Below are 17,306 nucleotides of genomic sequence, written 5' to 3'. Positions count from 1 at the left end.
GCGAATCGAAAAGCCGAGGAGGACGTATGTCCGACCCGATGCACGCACGCGTCTGCCTCACTGGCCTTGACTGCGACTGCCCCTCTGTCAGCATCTTCGTTGTCCCCGAACCGCTCATTAGCGGTGGGCAAATGCTGCACATGATCGAGCAGGCGCCCGTCGGTGAACAAGACCCCGAACCGGAATACGACGACGACCTCATCGAACTACTCCAAGCGATGACGCTGCCGCTGAGCACGCCCCACCTTGCCGATGCGAGCGTTGTCGCGTTTCGGGGCACTCGACACGACCCAACCGCGGCGCGCGCCGTCTTGCGCGACCATCTGATTCGCGACCCCGAACCGTGGGGCCTCGATATTGACGACCCCGCCGAACTAACGCGGCTGGCGATGCTGCCGGAACGGCGGATCGCGCCTCGCCGCATCGACGATTTCCAGTCGCATTCCATTCGCGAATCAATGGATGCGGTCTATCGTTTCTTTGGTATCGACCAACGTGTTCCGCTGGTCTATCACGGATACGCCGATCCAAGTGAGGGCTGGTTCGCACTACGGGCATCGTCAGTTCGATAGCTGTTCATGTGCGGGGCGGCGTGGAACACACTATGTTATGTCAGCGCACACATCGCGCGCGAAGGTGAACAAACACGTAGTACGCTGCGAAATGTTGCAAGTTCGGCCGACCGAAATCAGTTTTTGGGAACGCTGATCGGTACGGATGCAGAGGTATAGCTATGACGCTCAGCAGGCCCGAGCGAATTGATTTACTGCTCGCTCGACCGCACCACGATGAGCAGGCGCATGTTCCGCTCAATTCCATCGACGAGATCGAACGCACCGTCGTTGATCTCGCTATCGCGCTGCTGGCTCCCGGCCAAAAATTCGCCATGTTGTGGTCGATGCAGGTCGGCGGACATCGCGAGGCTGGCGTCCAGGTGAAAACGCGCGATGGGTCGGTCACCAATCTCGAACCGCCGCGCGAAGTGCTCGACCACCTGGCCGACCACAAGCGGCTGTCGTATCAGCCCGAGGCTGGCGCGTGGTTGGCAACCGAGATCTTCATCGCCGGGCCAACCCGCTACAAGGCCACCTACTCGACTGACACCGTCGCCGACTGGATGCCTGAGGTGTCCGCGGTCGACCTGCGCGCCGAGTTCGTCGCCTTCCCGCGTCCGGCCAACCAAATCCCCGGTTGGGCACGTGCCCAGCTCGACTGGACCACTCGGATGACCGGCTAGCACTGCCCACTCAGCTTCGGTGGTTAGCATCAACGACCGTGGCAGGAAACCGAGCTGACCGAGCGTTCACCCGCTATCGCCTTGTCGCCATCGTGTGCGGACTGCTCGGGGTGGTGCTCGCCCTGTCGACGCCGCTGCTGCCCGTCAAGCAAGACCGGGCGAGCATTCAGTGGCCGCAACCGGGCGTGACCAGCGTCGAAGCACCGCTCGTCTCGTATGTGCCGCAGCAGTTCACCGCGACGTTGCCGTGTTCAATGTTCACCGCGCCGCCAGTTGCTACACCCGACAAAGCGACGACGCTCCTCAGCACCATCCCCGCCGCATCGGGCCAGACGTCGAAGGGCATGAGCGTCGTCATCCGCGACGGCTCGGTGGCCGTTCAGGCCCGTGACGTGCCGATGCTGTCGGCACCGGTCGACGAGATCGCCGGCTGCACCGCGATCAGCATCGACTCGACCATCGGCGCGACTACGGTCGAATTCGTAGGCGCCAACCGCAAGGACGGCACGCCGTTCCGCAACACCGTCACCGTCGATAAGCGCCCGCAGGTCGTCGGCCTGTACACCGACCTTGACGCCGCCGCGCTGACCGGTGCGAACGTGCGCGTCGACATCGATTCGCGCTTCACCTCAACGCCTACCGCGCTGAAGCTGGCCGTCATGATCGCCGCCGGGCTCTTCACCATCGCCGCCCTGGTCGCCCTGCATCTGCTCGACACCGCCGACGGCCGTCGCGCTCGTCGCATCCTCCCCAGGCATTGGTGGCGTGTCACGCCAACCGACGTCGTCGTTGTCGGCACGCTGCTGATCTGGCACGTGATCGGCGCGAACACCTCCGACGACGGCTACATCCTGAGCATGGCGCGCGCGTCGGGTCCGTCGGGGTATATGGCGAATTACTACCGCTGGTTCGGCGTTCCCGAAGCGCCTTTTGGCTGGTCGTACGAGGTTTTGGCGTGGATGACCCATATCTCGGATTCCAGTGTCTGGATGCGTTTGCCCGCACTCGTCGCCGGACTCGTTTGCTGGGCGGTGATCAGCCGCGAAGTGCTGCCGCGCCTTGGTGCGCGGGTGCGCCGCGACAAGGTCGCGCTGTGGACGGCTGGCCTGGTCTTCCTCGCGTTTTGGCTGCCGTACGACAACGGCCTTCGGCCCGAACCGCTGATCGCGGCGGGCGCGCTGCTGACTTGGTGTGCGATTGAACGTGCGATCGCGACTGGTCGACTGCTCCCCGCCGCACTCGCGGTGTTGATCGCGGCGTTCTCGCTCGCTGCGGGGCCGACCGGGTTGATCTGCATCGCGGCCTTGATCGCCGGTGCTGGTCCGGTTTCGCGGATCATCATAAAGCGGGCTTCTGGTGGAGTTTCCTTGCGCGACAAGGTCTTTCGTTTCGCCGCGCTGCTTGCGCCCGGCGTAGCAGCGGGCATGATCGTGCTCGTTGTCGTCTTCGCCGACCAAACCCTGGCAACGGTCATGGAAGCTACCCGCGTGCGCACGCTCGTCGGTCCGAACGTCGCGTGGTTCGACGAACGCACCCGCTGGGATTCGCTGCTCGCCCTCTCCCCCGACGGGTCGCTCGCTCGTCGCTTCGGCGTGCTCGTCATGCTGCTCTGCCTGCTCGTTTGCATCTTGCAGGTGCTGCGCAAGAACCGGATTCCAGGCACGTCGCGCGGTCCTTCGGTGCGACTGCTCGGCATCATTTTCGGCGCGCTCCTGCTGATGATGTGGACGCCAACCAAGTGGACGCACCACTTCGGCGTCTACGCCGGACTCGCTGGCTCGCTCGCCGCACTTGCCGCAGTCGCGGTGGGTAGCACGGGAATTCGCGCGCCACGCAATCGCGCGCTGTTTTCCGCAGCGGTACTTTTCGTACTCGCGATCACCTTCACCGGTTCAAACGGGTGGTGGTATGTGTCGAGTTACGGAATTCCGTTCTGGGACAAGGCACCTCTCATCGCGGGTAAGGGCGTTTCGACGATTTTCCTCGGGCTGAGCGTGGTCGCGCTGCTTGTCGCGCTGTATTTCCACCTCCGCGCGCCGTACGCCCCGCGCAAACCTGTTCGCTTCGACCGTTTCGCGACGATGCCGCTCACGATCGCGGCTGCCGTTCTCGTTGCGTTTGAAGTGCTTTCGATGGCGAAAGGCGCGGTTACGCAATTCCCCGCGTACTCCATCGCGAAGTCGAACATCAAGTCCCTTTATGGCGACACCTGCGGCCTCGCGAATGATGTTCTCGTTGAGACGAATACGGCCGATTCGCTTTTGCAGCCCTTCGACGGCGACCCGGCGACCGCGCTCAGCGCCGAATCGGTCGGCTTCACGCCCAATGGCGTCGCGGCCGACCTCACCGCCGACGCCGACGAAACAACCGTCGGCGGCGCGAATTCCGTCGACAGGGATTCGGCCAACAAAACAACAAACACCACCGGCGCTGGCACAGGCGGCGGAACGACAACGCAGCCGGGCATCAATGGCAGCACCGTCGCGCTGCCGTTCGGGCTCGATCCCGCGCGCACGCCGGTGCTTGGGTCCTACCAGGACGGGGTGCAGCAGCAGGCGAAGTTGACGTCGCAGTGGTATCGGTTCAGCCTGGGCGACTCGATGCGCGACGACCCGGCGTTGCAGGCGCTCGTGATCACCGTCGCTGGCCGGATTCGCTACATCGACGCCGACGGTGTCGACCATTACGGCCAGGACCTCAAGCTTGAGTACGGCCATCGCAATGCCGACGGCAGCGTGATCAACACCGGCTCGATCGCCCCGATCGACGTCGGCCCGGCTCCGTCGTGGCGCAACCTGCGCATCCCACTCGACAGCATCCCAACCGATGCCAACGCCGTCCGCCTGGTCGCCACCGACAACGACATCACCGCTAAACAGTGGCTCGCCGTCACGCCGCCGCGCCTCCCACGCCTGGCAACACTCGAATCCGTCGTCGGCAACACCGCGCCGGTTCTGCTCGACTGGCACGTCGGCCTGGCCTTCCCCTGCCAGCGCCCGTTCGCGCATAAAGACGGCGTAGCCGAAGCGCCCGAGTGGCGCATCCTGCCCGACCGCGTTGGTTCGGACGCGTCGAATGCCTGGCAGGACGATATCGGCGGCGGCCCGCTCGGCTGGACTGGACCACTGCTCAAATCCGAAACGGTGCCGACGTATCTCGACAACGACCTCGGCCGCGACTGGGGTGCGCTCGAACGTTTCACCCCCTTCGCTCCCGCACCGCCCGCACGAATTGACGTGACGGTCGTCACTACCGCAGGAACAGCAAAGGAGCCTGCTATCAAGGCGCGGTAGGGCTGAGGCAGCGTAAGGGCAGTGTCCGGGCACTAGCGCGATGACCTGGTGAAACACTGTGCTGCGCTGCGCGTTTCGGTTCGATGAATGAGCCGTAAATGAGCTGGAAAAGCTCAGAGAAACGCGCGACATCTCTCAGTTTGCGTGCGTACCCTTGGGGGTATGACACGGGCTTTCGATGACATGGACCTGCGGGATCTCGTCGAGCTGCTCAGCGAAGACGAGAAGTCCGAACTACGACCGGCGGTGATGCGAGTTCTGGAAAGACTACCTTCGCAGGAGGTTTTACGTCGCGATCTCAATCGCCGTATGGCCGACGCTTAGCGCTCGAATCATCCCGAGAACCACGAAGGCGCGGACCCAAAATAGGGTCCGCGCCTTCATTGCGTCTGGCGTTAGAACACGCGCAACGGGCCGGGGCTCCACAAGCCCGACCGCGATGCCTTGCCCGTTTCGATCTGCGCGGGCTTGCTCGTCAGGTACTGGTCGTAGCGCTCAAGCGAACCCCAGTCGCGCGCCCAGTCGTTCTTCAGATACGTCGGGATCGTCACGCGACTTGCCAGCATCTGGGAGAACCCGAGCGGGCCGCCGAATTCCTGCGCCTGCCAGGTGTCGGTCGACGAGATCGCGAGCGGACGGTCGGGCAGGATGCGGTAGTTCGGCACCTCGGCAACGCCGTTCTTGTGCGCGAACGGGCGCTGGCACGGGAACTGCAGACCGACCGCCCAGTCGAGCAGAACTGGCTGGTCACGGCCGATGACCTTGTCGAGCGTCTGCAACTTCGGCACGCGCGGCGGCGTGAACGCGAGCCACTGGTCACCGATCAGGATCGGGTCGTTGGCGACGACGCGCACGGCGTTGGCTTCGGCGGGCAGGTCGGCTACGGGCACGCGCAGGTTGCGCCACGACGGGAACGGGCCGATGTCGCGCGGCAGGTAGCGACCGAGCGTGGTGACGCTGCCGTCGGGGTTGCGCGTGCCGTACTCGACGAGCAGCGACTGGCCGTACTTGTCGGCGCCGGTGTCGTCCTTCGACGCGATGCGGCCGGCGGCGGTGATGACGATCAGCGGCGAGTCGTCGGCGCGTTCCGGCAGCCCGTACCACGATGACTCCAGGTAGGCGGGCTGTTGCACGCCGTCCTGGTAGGACCCGAGGACGGGCGTGGTCGCCGGGTCGAGGCCGAACGGCAGCGCGACGGTCGAACCGTTCACGCCACGCGCGCCCTGACCGCCGCCGGTGCCAGCGCTCTCACCTTCGGCGAAGGCGGCGCCGACCGACTGGTTGCTTGTGTTGCCGGTGCCCGGCTTCACCTCGACCGAGTCGGCGGACAGGTCGCTCGGCACGCCGTTGGGCGTGAAGCCGACCGTGGTCGAACCCGCGAGTGGGTCGTTGGGATCGGTGAGCGGGTGCGCGGGATCGATGATGGGCGCGAGGCGACCACCGTTCGGGTTCGACTCGACGAGCACGTCGTTGGCGAGGCCGCAGCTGTTGCCGCTGATCGCGTCGAAGTTGGACCGGCCAAGCGAGTAGGCGGGGTACTGCTGCACCGCGCCCTTCACGAGGGAAAGCACTTCGAACGCGACCATCGCGCCAACCGCGACTGTCAGCGGGATCGCGGCGAACTTGCGAATTCGCTTGCCGCGCTTGGACTTTGGCGACGGCTCGGGCTTCACATAGTCCTCGCGCAACGCGTACCAACCAACGAGGGCGAGCGCCAACCCGAACAGCACAAGCATCACGGTGTTCGACGAAATGCCGCGCAGCGAGATGGTCTTGTCGAACCACGGCACGCCGTAGGACGACACGTACCAGTAGCCGTTGATGCCCGAGAACGAAAGCGCGAGCACGAACAACAGCCCGGCGAGGAAGATCGCGCGATTCTTACGCGACCGCAGCGCTGACGCCGAAACCGCGACGGCAGTGACCGCGGCAAGCGAACCCGCGATGCCCGCGTACGCGCCGAAGTGGTGCGTCCACTTGGTCGGGTTGAACATCATGAAGAACAAGGTGCCGAACACCACGCCCATGAGTCGCCACGTCGGGCCCGACGCGATACCCGGAACCTGACGGCGACGCAGCAGCACAAGCAACGTCGTGAACAGGCACAACAGCATCGTGAGGAACGCGAAGCGGCGCGCGAGCGAGCCGTCGACGGTCTCGACGAACAGGTAGTAGTAGCGCAGGTAGTCCTCGTACCACTGCAGGTTCGGGCCGGTCGCTTGGCGCACGCGGTTGGCTTCTTGGATGCCAGCGAACGTTTGGTCGCCGTAGACGACGACAAGCACGAGCAGGCCAGCCGACGCGATCGGTGCGAGCAGCGCGACCGTGCCGAATTCGCGATGTCTGCGGACAACGATCCGCACGAGCGGTCGAATGCCAGCAAGCAGCGCGGCCACGCACATCAAGCCGGTCGGTGCGGCGGCGAGGGTGAACGCGGCGATGAGGACGGCGACGCCAGCCGGGAGCAGTCGACCCGTCGCGATGGCACGTTCGATCGAAACCCAGGTGAGCAGCGCGCCGAGCGCGACGATCGACTCCGAACGCAGGCCGTTGTCGAACGGCAGCCAGAACGCGAGGAACGCGAGCCCACCGGTCCACAGCGCGACCTTGCTCTTGCCGACGGCGTTGCCGAGACGCGGAACAACTTCGCGGCTAATCACCATCCAGCACAGGATTCCGCAGATCAGCGCGGGGACACGCACCCACGGGCTCGCCGTCGAGATCTCGGCGAAGGTCTGGATCACGTAGTAGTACCAGCCGAAGGGGGCTTCGGGGACGCCGTACCAGCGGAAGTAGTTGGCCATGTAACCCGCGTGCTCGGAGACGCGGACCATGCTGAGGATGTAGCCGTCGTCGGAGGTGTTCGCGCCGACAAAATGCCAGATCAGGAGCGTGCCGATGACGACGCCGTCAACCGGAGTTGGCTTGAGCCAGTTGCGTGGGAGGAAGCGGCGGTGACCGCGACCGTCGCTGCCGTCGAGGCGAGCGAGCGCGCCGAGCGCGAGCAACGTGCACAAGACCGCGCCGATGATCGCGACCAGTTTCGCTGGCGACGGGCTGGACGAGAAGCGGGAGTCGACGGTCATGTCGAAGTTAAGGCCAGCCGGGACCGCGCCCTGCAGGCTGGTGAAAACGCCAACAACCTGCGGGCGAAGGTCGCCGAGGAGTTCCCCGCGCAGCGGGTCCGTCGTGCCCGACTTCGTGAGGCCGACGAACTCGGCGGTGGTCTTGTCTGACGTTGACGCGATGTTGATCGACGTGCAGTTACCCATGTCCGCGCGCTGTGCCGATGCGACGACGGCATTGCGGTCGACAACGTCGACCGAGGTATCTGACACTCGAATGAACAGCGCTTCAAGCGCGGCCCTGTCGCCTTGCGGCGGTGCTGTCGACAGCAGCATGCCGCCCTGGGCGGGCAGTTGCGCGACGGCAGCGCACGGGATCGACGCGGTGAGGTCGATCGGCACCTGCGACATCAGCGGAGCGGCGACATTGCCAAGCGTGCCGTTCTGCGGCCACTTCACATGCGCGGTCGTTTGCGTCACCGGCAGGAACGGCGTCGCGAGCGCGAACAGCGCGCCGAGCAGACCGGCCACAATGGCGATCCACTTCGCGGTCGCGAAGTCCTTCGGCGGGACTACCGGCTGTTCGGCGGGCGGCTTGGTGAGCACAGCTGTTGCGACGTCGGGCACGGTTGAGCATGCTATCTGGCTCGCGTTTGGCGCGAGCGGTTCCGGTCGGTCCCGGGGTGCTCGCGCGCTGGTCGTTGTGGTTCGTAATTGATCTAGAAGCAATTGTGCTGTCGAATTTCTAGCCCTAATTCCGTTGAGTTCTGTTGACGAATTCTCGAATTGGTTCGCGGGTAATTGTCGGTAGTGCTTGACGGGTGTTGGGGCGCCGGATCTGACGGCAAGCGGCAGGTCCGCGCAGCGTGGCCCCTATTCCCAATTATCAACGCGCCGAAACACAATCGTGGTCGGAATGCTTTTCAGATGGACATCGCGGCCCGCCGCACCCCGTTCGACACGCCGGTGTCGTAGCTCACTAAGCTCGGGCACATGACCAAGGTGAATCTCGAAACCAATTACGGACCGATCGTGCTTGAGTTGGACGACCAGGCCGCGCCGAACACGGTCGCCAACTTCATCGACTACGTGAACTCGGGCCACTACGACGGCACCGTCTTCCACCGCGTCATCCCCAACTTCATGGTCCAGGGCGGCGGCTTCGAGCCCGGCCTGAAGCAGAAGCCGACGAAGGCGCCGATCCAGAACGAAGCTGGCAACGGGCTGAAGAACGACAAGTACACCGTCGCGATGGCACGCACCAACGACCCGCACTCGGCGACGGCCCAGTTCTTCATCAACGTGGCCGACAACGCCTTCCTCAACCACAGCGCCCCGCAGGGCCAGGGTTGGGGCTACGCGGTATTCGGCAAGGTGGCCGACGGCACGGATGTGGTCGACAAGATCGCCGCCGTTTCGACCGGCAACGCGGGCCCGCACCAGGACGTGCCGACCGAGGACGTTGTGATCGAAAAGGCAACGGTCGCTTAGGTTTTAAACCAAGATCACCAGGCTGTCAGGGATTTTCTCTCTCGACGTTTAGTTACCTGAGAGCCTGGTGATCACCTGCCCAGTTTCTCACTCGCTGTACAAACCCCCAGCTCGCCGTCGCACCGTAGCGAAATCCGTTCGCCTCGAACAGGAATTCTTCGTACGGAGCCATCGAGTCGCCTTCGACCAGCGGGCCGAACCCCGCACGCAATTCGTCGACCGTGTACGTGAGCGGGGCGATGTCCTGCGGATCGGCGACTACGACGGTGGCGCTTTCCCCTTGCGCCCGTTGCAATTTCGCGCTGCGCCAGTAGCCGCCTACGCCGACAACGACGAAGTCGAGACGCGGCCAAAGCTTGGTGCGGTAGACGAGCGCTGAATCAGGGTCACTCGGCAGATCGCGCCCAATGAGTCGCGCGAAGTTTCCGAACTGCCGCGGCCCGAATTCCAGCAGCGCCGAAACCCTTTCGCGCGCGTCGTTGGCTTCCCCTTCACTAACCCCGACGTGCTCAAGCACCGCCCGCTTCACCGCATCATGACAAATCATGGTCATGAGCAGGTAGAGGTCGACCTCATATCGAGCAGCTGCGGGCGGCACCACCCATGGACCGTACCTCGGGCAGACCGTCGACTCGCGTGCCCCTACCTTGGCCGACCTGTCTCGCGTTGTCGCCAACGCCGATCAATTCGCCTGTCGGACTTGATGTCTCCATGCAACAGCCCGCGCGAGCGGGCGGGACCTATCGTGTCTTGAATCCGACGCGCGGGGAGCGGGCCCCGGCTAGAGTTTCGCGCTCCGCGCCCCTGGTCTCACCCTCGCGACTATCGCCGCCGCAGCATCCTGCGGATCTTCGTGTTCCCAAACGCGAATGACTTCCCAGCCGGCATTTCCCCGGTCACGCGCGACATTGCCCTCAAATCGCAGGTTGATCGCTACGCCCAACTTGCCTGGCCGCACCCCACATCCTGATCGCGAACTGGAACGTCAGTGCGAGTCGACCGTGTCGCGTTCGCACGCGGCGATCTGCCCAAACACTTGCCCAAGATGAAAGGGACTGGGCGCGGTTTCCGCAGGTAGCTCCCGCAAACGGCGACATTTCACTGACCATTAGCCAAGGGGTCCGTGGACCATTGGCCATGCGGTTGGTGGACCATTAGCCATCTCTCGACAGACCCCGGAGCATCGCATTCATCCGTCAGTTCTCGGCACGCTCGGCCGCACAATTGTGGCTGCGAAGCACCGCATTCAGTCTGAATTGGTGTGTTAAATCCCCATCCGATGGCGCATCCTTGATGCATGACCCGTATGAGTGCGGACGGTAACGACGAGTGGCTCTCCGATGCGATCATGAGGGCCTTTGACAGCGTTGCGGTCGATGTCAGCGAATCCGCTCAGGGGTGGCGCGCTGGTGCGCGCGACCTATCCCAACTGGAAGAAGAGGCTCGGCGGACCGACGCACCTTAACGCCTGGCCCGTCTACCTCGTCGACACTTCGGTGCTTGTGCCGCAAGGAATCATCCGGACGTGGGAGACGCGGATGGGCCGCCTCGACATACCCGAGACGGCCCATCCTCAACAGCAAAACCCTACATCGGCAGCACGTGGTGCTTGCGGGGGTTTCGTTGGATCTTCTTGTCCTGCAACAACTTCAGGGCCTTGCGGAGTTCCAAGCGCGTGGTTGATGGCTCGATTACCGCGTCGATGAAGCCGCGTTCTGCCGCGATCCACGGGGTCGCGATGTTGGTGTTGTAGAAGTCGATCAAGTTCTGGCGGATTGCGGCGCGCTGGTCTTCCGGGGCCGCCGCCAGCTGGGCCGCGCCCAACAGGCCAACCGCGCCCTCAGCGCCCATCACCGCGATGCGGGCCGTCGGCCATGCCAGGTTGATGTCGGCGCCGAGCTGCTTGGAACCCATCACCGCGTAACCGCCGCCGTACGACTTACGAACGACCAAGGTGATCTTCGGGACGCTCGCCTCGACGTACGAGAAGAGGAAGCGGCCGCCGCGCTTGATCACGCCAACCTTTTCCTGCTCAACACCAGGCAGGAAGCCCGGGGTGTCGACGACGAAGATCAACGGGATTTCGAACGCGTCGCACAGGCGAACGAAGTGCGATGCCTTGTCGGACGCCTTAGCGTCGAGCGCGCCTGCCGACGCGAGCGGCTGGTTCGCGACAACGCCGACGCTACGACCATCAACGCGCGCGAAACCGGTGATGATGTTGCGACCGGTGTCGGCGCTGATTTCCTTGAACTCGCCGTCGTCAAAGATGCGCAGCAGCACGTCGTGCATGTCGTAACCGGCGTTGTCGGAGTCGGGGATGATCGAATCCAACTCGCGGTCGGTGTCGGTGATCTCGGGCTCAAGGCCCGGGTTCACGATCGGCGGCAGCTCCTGGCAGCTGCTCGGCATGTACGAAAGGTACTCACGCACCCACTCGAACGCGGCGGCCTCGTCCTTGGCGACGTGGTGAATGTTGCCGTTCTCGGCTTGGGTGCGCGCGCCGCCAAGCTCCTCAAGGCTCACGTCTTCGCCCGTGACCTCCTTGATGATCTTGGGACCGGTGACGAACATCTTCGTGTCCTCGGTCGCAACAACCACGTCGGTGCAGATGGGCTGGTAAACCGCGCCACCAGCGCAGTTGCCGAAAAGCACCGAAACAAGCGGGACCATGCCCGAAAGCGGTTCGACGTTGGTCGCCAACCACGCGGTCCACGCCAGCGAACTGATCGCGTCCTGCACGCGCGCGCCGCCGGAGTCGTTGATACCGACGAGCGGAATGCCGACCTTCGACGCGTACTGCATCAACCCACACAGCTTGCGGCCGAACGCCTCGCCAACCGAACCGCCGTAAACGGTCTGGTCGTGGGAGAACACCGCGACCGGACGACCATCAACAAGCCCGTGACCAGCGACAACACCATCGCTGTACAGCGCCTTCGGATCGCCAGCGCTGCGAACAAGCCCACCGATCTCAATGAACGTGCCCGGGTCGAGCAGCATGTTGATCCGGTCGCGCGCGCTGGGGATGCCCTTGCGCGCGCGCTTCTCAATGCCCTTCGCGCCCGCCGGCTCAAGCGAAAGCTCAAGGCGTTCGCGCAGGTCGGCTAGCTTTTCTGCGGTCGTGCTCACTAATTAGTCCTTTGGAGAGATAGCCGCGAGCTTGGCGGCGAGGTCGGCGCCAATCTGGCCGACCCGTGGCTCATCGACGATCTGGAGGTGATCGCCCGGGATGTGGACGACCTCCAGGTTCGGGATGAATTCATCCCAGCCGCCGTTGGGCCTGCGGTTGGCGAATCGAGGTTCGAGTTCGATCGCGCCATCGTGGTAGCGATCAGCCAGGTACAGCACGGCGTCGCCGTCGTACTGACTCGGCCTCGCTTCGGCAAGCGCGCGATTCTCAAGCCAGGAGGTGCGCTGATGTTCCAGCACGCCACCGGGAATCTTCGCACCAGAAAGCTTCACGAGGTCGGTAATCATCGAAAATTGTTCGGCATCAGACGCCGCAGCCAGTTCTTCTAGCTGCTCACGATCCAATTCGCCCGGAACATTGTAGTTCTTCTTCGCGAACGTCTGGTAGCGCTCAAGACGACGCAACCGCTCTTGGGGGCTGTTGTCCTCGTCCTCAACCGTACGCGCGAGGTCAATAAGACCCACGTACCGCACGTCAGCACCCTCTTCACGAAGCAACTGTCCGACCTGCAACGCGAGCACCGCACCAAGCGACCAGCCGTAGAGCACGTATGGCCCTTCGCCCTGGATCTTGCGCAGCTCAGGCACGTATTGCCGGGCACGTTCTTCGATCGAACCGTCGGCTCGCTCAAGTCCGTACATGGGCGTGCCAGCGGGCAGACGCTTCAGCAGTGGCTCGTAGACGAGCGTGTTGCCACCGGCGGGGTGGAACACGAAGACCGGGACCGCGTCGGAGCCATCTTCACGGGCACGCAGCGGACGGACGAAGCCTTCGATCTCGGCGCCAATGTCCTGCTTCTGGCGGACGATGTCGGAGAGCGCTTCGATGGTTTCGCAGTCGAGCACGTCGTCAACGGTGATTTCCTCGCCGATGCGCTGAGTAAGCCTTGCTGCCAGCTTCTCCGCGACGTCCTCTTCGAGGATCGGCAGCGTGTTGAAGATGCCGCCGGGCGACGTGCCGGTGACGACGGCCCAGGTGGCATAAGTCAACCGTTCCGGAGCGTCACGTGGCGGAACGTTGTCCTCGTCGCCAGCGGCGGCGTCGGCGAAGTAGTCGATGTCGACGACCTCTTCGACGGGAGCCGAATCCGCTTCAGCAACAACAGGTTCCGCGAGTCCAGCATCCTTGGCAACAGCCAACGGGTCAGCCCCAGCGGCAATCGCCTGACGCGCCTTCTCGACGAAGTCAGCGTCGACACCAAGCTCAACGTCTTCGCCAGCCGCACGCGCGGCAGCCTGCTTCTCGGCCATCGCGGCGACCTCGTCGCGGTGCTCGATCGCGTAGCGCAGCACCTTCGACACCTCGTTGAGGCTCGCGTCGCGCACCGCCGACACCTGCAACTGCGGGATGTCGAACTCGTACTCAACGCGGTTCTTGATGCGCATCGCCATCAGCGAGTCGAGACCAAGCTCCATGAGCGGGATTTCCATCGGCAGGTCTTCGACGGCGTAACCCATCGATTCGGCGACGATGACGCACAGTCGCTGCTCGATGGTTTCCGAACCGGCGGGGTCCCAGCGGTCGGAGGTCGCGATGGCGATTTCCGCGGCGGTGGGCTCGGCGACAACCGAATCAGCAACGGCGACAACAGGTTCTGGCAGCGGATCACCCGAGGTGACAACCGCGTCGAACAGCAGGGTGAAGCCGACGGGGGTCTTCGCGTGCACCTGCACCGACGCGCCACCGAGGTGCGGGGTGAGCGTGGTGGTCAGCGTGCCGGACGTGGGCACGGTGCCATGCGCATGCGAAGCACCAAGGGCGACATCCGAAAGCACTTGCGAGGCAGCGGCTTTCACGAGCAGCGTGAGGTCGCTGACCGAAGCAGCCTGGACCTCCCACACGTGCCGACCGTCCGGCGTCGCGACGTGCGCGCCCGGAATCCGACCGTTGCCGCTACCCGAAGCGACCTGCGCCTTGGGCCAGTACTCCTTGCGGACGAACGCCGTACGCGGCACGTCGGCGAAATCGCCAGCGGGCAGCAGCGACGACAGGTCGACCGCGTGGCCGTGCACGTAAAGCTGCGCGAGCGCGCCGATAACCGCGGCGGACTCGTCTTCCTTGCGCTTAAGCGTCGGGATGAGCTGCGCGTCGTGCACACCGGCCGCGAACGTCGTGCCCAAAACCTGCATCAGCGCAACGGAATTCGGCGCGAGCTCAAGGAAGGTGGTGTGCCCGGAGTCGACCGCCGCCTTGATCGCGTTGGTGAAGTACACCGAGTGGCGCATGTTCTTCACCCAGTACGGCTCGTCGTGCAGCGCGGGCGAACCAGGCTTGAAGAACAGGCCCTCGTGCACGGTCGAGTACAGGCCCAACTTCAGCGGGGCAGGCTCGATACCAGCGAGTTCAGCGGCGAGTTCGCCGAGCAGCGGGTCCATCTGCGACGTATGACCGGCACCGCGCGTCGGCAGGATGCGGGCGAACTTGCCCATGCCCTCAACCTCGGCGACGATCTGCTCGACCTGGTCGCGCGGGCCGCCAATCACGGTGTTGGTCGGCGCGGCGTAAACCGCGCACTCCACGTCGGGGAAGCGCGGCAGCAGCTCAGCGACGGCGTGCGCCGACAGTTCGACAAGCGCCATGTTGCGCACGTCGTTCTCGTCGATCATCTGCTCGCCCTCGCCCATCAGGCGCGAACGGGCGCAAATCACGCGCACCGCGTCTTCGAGCGTCAGACCACCGGCGATGTACGCGCCAGCAACCTCACCCATCGAATGCCCAACTACCGCAGCAGGTTCCGCGCCGTGGGCACGCAACACGGCGGCGAGGCCGAGCTGGGTGGTGAAGATACCGACCTGGCAGGTGCCGACGTCGTAGTCCTGCTCGTCATCGAGGAACATCTCGCGAATCGAGTAACCGGCTTCGTCCTGGACCAGCTCATCGACCTCGTCGACGGTCTTGCGGAAGATCGCGTTCTCGCCGTAAAGCTGCTTCGACATCTTGCGGTGCTGCGCGCCGAAGCCACACATCACCCACACGGGCGGGTTCGACGCGGGCGAGTCGGCGGTGAAAACGCCAGCGCCCGGCTTGCCTTCGGCGATCGCGCGCAGGCCAGCGATGGCTTCTTCGTGTGTCTTCGCCAGCACGACACCACGCGAACGCTGGTGGCTGCGCTTGGCGAGCGAACGGGCGACGTCGGTCAGCGGCACATCGGCACCGGGGCCTTCGAGCCAGTCAGCCAGCTCGGCAGCCGCACGCTTACGACGCGAGGGCAGGTAGGCCGAAACTGCGAGGATGACCGGAAGCGGCTCGACGCGGTCGGTCGACCATTCCGGTTCTGGCTCAACAGCTTCCGCCGTGATGGCCTCAGCTTCGGCGACAACCTCGTCCTCGGACGAATCCACAAGCGCGACAACATCTTCCGAAGCACCGGCACCGGCGGGCACGTACTCCTGCAACACCACGTGCGCGTTCGTTCCGCCGAAACCGAAGCCCGAAATACCAACCGTCGCAACGCCGCTGTAGCGCGGGAACTCAGTCGGCTCGTCGACAACCTTGAGGTTCGCCTGCTCGAACGGGATGTACGGGCTCGGTCCCGCGTAGTTGATGTTCGGCGGAATCACGTTGTGCTGGAACGACATCAGCACCTTCGCGAGGCTCGCCGCACCAGCGCCGGACTCAAGGTGGCCGAAGTTGGTCTTCGCCGAACCGAGCAGCGCGGGCTTATCGGCGTCGCGACCGCGACCGATAACGCGAGCGAGCGCGTCGGCTTCGATCGGGTCGCCGATCGGGGTGCCGGTGCCATGCGCCTCGATGTAGTCGACGGTGTTGGGCGCGATGCCGGCGTCGCGGTAGGCCGCGCGCAGCACGTCGGCCTGGGCGTCGGGGTTCGGGGCGAACAGGCCGTTCGAGCGACCGTCGGAGTTCACCGCCGAGCCCTTGACCACGCCGTAGATGTGGTCGCCGTCGCGTTCGGCGTCGGCGAGACGCTTCAACACGACGAGGCCAGCGCCCTCGGAGCGGACCATGCCGTCGGCGTCGGAAGAGAACGCCTTGATGTGGCCGTCTTTGGAGACGGCACCGTTGATGTCGAACCCAAGCGTCGCGACGGGCGCGAGGATCATGTTCACGCCACCGGCGAGGGCGACGTCGGCGTCGCCGTCACGCAGCGAGCGAACCGCCTGATGCACGGCGACGATCGTCGACGAGCACGCGGTGTCGATCGTGACTGACGGGCCACGGAAGTCGAAGAAGTACGAAACGCGGTTGGCGATGATGCCCGTCGACGCGCCGAGCAGCGAGTACGCCTCAGCCGACAGCGGCAGGTTCGGGTCGCGGTCACCGAGCCCAAGCGCGGCGATGAGCTGGAAATCGCTGGTAGACGAGCCGACGAAAACGCCGACCTTCTCGCCCTTGAGGTCGGAAGCCGGGATGCGCGCGTGCTCAAGCGCTTCCCAGGTGAGTTCCATCATCAGGCGCTGCTGCGGGTCGACACGCTCAACCTCGACCGGCGACATCGCGAAGAACTCAGCGTCGAAGCCCTTGATCACGTCCTGATCGAGGTAGCCACCGAGGGTGTTGGCGTTGTCGATGGTCTCGACCATCTTGGCGTCGCCACGGAACTCATCCCAGCGACCTTCAGGCAGCTCACGGATCGCGTCACCACGTCCGATGATGAATTCCCACGTGGACTCAGGCGTGGTTCCCGCACCCGGCAGACGCGTCGACAACCCGACAACGGCGATGTCGTGCGCTTCCGACGGCGTGAACGCCGCCGTGTAATCCGACGCGTCTTCGGCCTCAGGTTCAGGCTCACCGTTGACGATCACCTCGGCGAGCGAAGCGATGGTCGGGTGTTGGTAAACCACGGTCGGCGTGAGGATGACGCCGGTGCGTTCCTCGATGTCGCCACCGAGGGCGAGCGCGTCGCGTGACGCGAGCCCGAACTCTTCCATCGGTCGATCGACGGTGATCGCGTCGATCGACTGGCCGGTCGCCTCGGCAACCCAGTTACGCAACCATTCGCGCAACTCGGCAACCGAAAGCTCGGCGGGATCATTCTGGGTGGGCGTGCCCTCGTTGTCAGCCAT

General features: G+C 64.5%; 9 protein-coding genes. 5 read left to right on the top strand and 4 right to left on the bottom strand.

The features are described from left to right. Positions 1–26 precede the first annotated feature (26 nt). The 4 genes from IEX78_RS14785 to IEX78_RS14770 all read left to right on the top strand — a co-directional run bounded on the left by IEX78_RS14785 (position 27) and on the right by IEX78_RS14770 (position 4,854). The gene (locus tag IEX78_RS14785; protein ID WP_188829441.1) at positions 27–572 is read left to right on the top strand and encodes a hypothetical protein; all 546 of its coding nucleotides are present in this window, start codon (positions 27–29) and stop codon (positions 570–572) included. A 161-nt stretch (positions 573–733) separates the two neighbouring features. After that, positions 734–1,237 (top strand): hypothetical protein, encoded by a 504-nt coding sequence (locus tag IEX78_RS14780; protein ID WP_188829440.1) that lies wholly within the window; start codon positions 734–736, stop codon positions 1,235–1,237. Between the two features lie 38 nt (positions 1,238–1,275). Further along, positions 1,276–4,530, top strand: a complete 3,255-nt coding sequence (locus tag IEX78_RS14775; RefSeq protein WP_188829439.1) for an arabinosyltransferase domain-containing protein — start codon at positions 1,276–1,278, stop codon at positions 4,528–4,530. A 162-nt stretch (positions 4,531–4,692) separates the two neighbouring features. Next, positions 4,693–4,854: a hypothetical protein gene (locus IEX78_RS14770; protein ID WP_188829438.1), complete on the top strand. Its 162-nt coding sequence runs from the start codon at positions 4,693–4,695 to the stop codon at positions 4,852–4,854. Between the two features lie 71 nt (positions 4,855–4,925). Here the strand turns inward: IEX78_RS14770 and IEX78_RS14765 are convergent, their stop codons facing one another. Then, positions 4,926–8,222 (bottom strand): arabinosyltransferase domain-containing protein, encoded by a 3,297-nt coding sequence (locus IEX78_RS14765; RefSeq protein WP_188829437.1) that lies wholly within the window; start codon positions 8,220–8,222, stop codon positions 4,926–4,928. Between the two features lie 366 nt (positions 8,223–8,588). Between IEX78_RS14765 and IEX78_RS14760 the strand changes: the two genes are divergently transcribed. Further along, positions 8,589–9,086: a peptidylprolyl isomerase gene (locus IEX78_RS14760; protein WP_188829436.1), complete on the top strand. Its 498-nt coding sequence runs from the start codon at positions 8,589–8,591 to the stop codon at positions 9,084–9,086. A gap of 52 nt (positions 9,087–9,138) precedes the next feature. Here the strand turns inward: IEX78_RS14760 and IEX78_RS14755 are convergent, their stop codons facing one another. The 3 genes from IEX78_RS14755 to pks13 all read right to left on the bottom strand — a co-directional run bounded on the left by IEX78_RS14755 (position 9,139) and on the right by pks13 (position 17,306). After that, entirely contained in the window at positions 9,139–9,687 is a 549-nt protein-coding gene (locus tag IEX78_RS14755) for a hypothetical protein (protein WP_188829435.1), read from the bottom strand. Between the two features lie 986 nt (positions 9,688–10,673). Beyond that, on the bottom strand, positions 10,674–12,218 hold the full coding sequence (locus IEX78_RS14750) for an acyl-CoA carboxylase subunit beta (RefSeq protein ID WP_188829434.1): 1,545 nt from the start codon (positions 12,216–12,218) through the stop codon (positions 10,674–10,676). 3 nt (positions 12,219–12,221) lie between these two features. Continuing rightward, a complete protein-coding gene (pks13, locus tag IEX78_RS14745) occupies positions 12,222–17,306 on the bottom strand; it encodes a polyketide synthase Pks13 (RefSeq protein ID WP_188829433.1) in 5,085 nt (1,694 codons plus the stop codon).

The sequence above is a fragment of the Nocardia camponoti genome, from assembly GCF_014646135.1.
Classification (GTDB): Bacteria; Actinomycetota; Actinomycetes; order Mycobacteriales; family Mycobacteriaceae; genus Nocardia; species Nocardia camponoti.
This window is presented reverse-complemented; position numbering and strand designations above follow the sequence as displayed.

Excerpts from the sequence above, each read along its gene's own strand:
- IEX78_RS14785 (WP_188829441.1), top strand. The coding sequence starts at position 27 with ATGTCCGACCCGATGCACGCACGCGTCTGCCTCACTGGCCTTGACTGC.
- IEX78_RS14780 (WP_188829440.1), top strand. The coding sequence starts at position 734 with ATGACGCTCAGCAGGCCCGAGCGAATTGATTTACTGCTCGCTCGACCG.
- IEX78_RS14770 (WP_188829438.1), top strand. The coding sequence starts at position 4,693 with ATGACACGGGCTTTCGATGACATGGACCTGCGGGATCTCGTCGAGCTG.
- IEX78_RS14760 (WP_188829436.1), top strand. The coding sequence starts at position 8,589 with ATGACCAAGGTGAATCTCGAAACCAATTACGGACCGATCGTGCTTGAG.
- pks13 (WP_188829433.1), bottom strand. The coding sequence starts at position 17,306 with ATGGCTGACAACGAGGGCACGCCCACCCAGAATGATCCCGCCGAGCTT.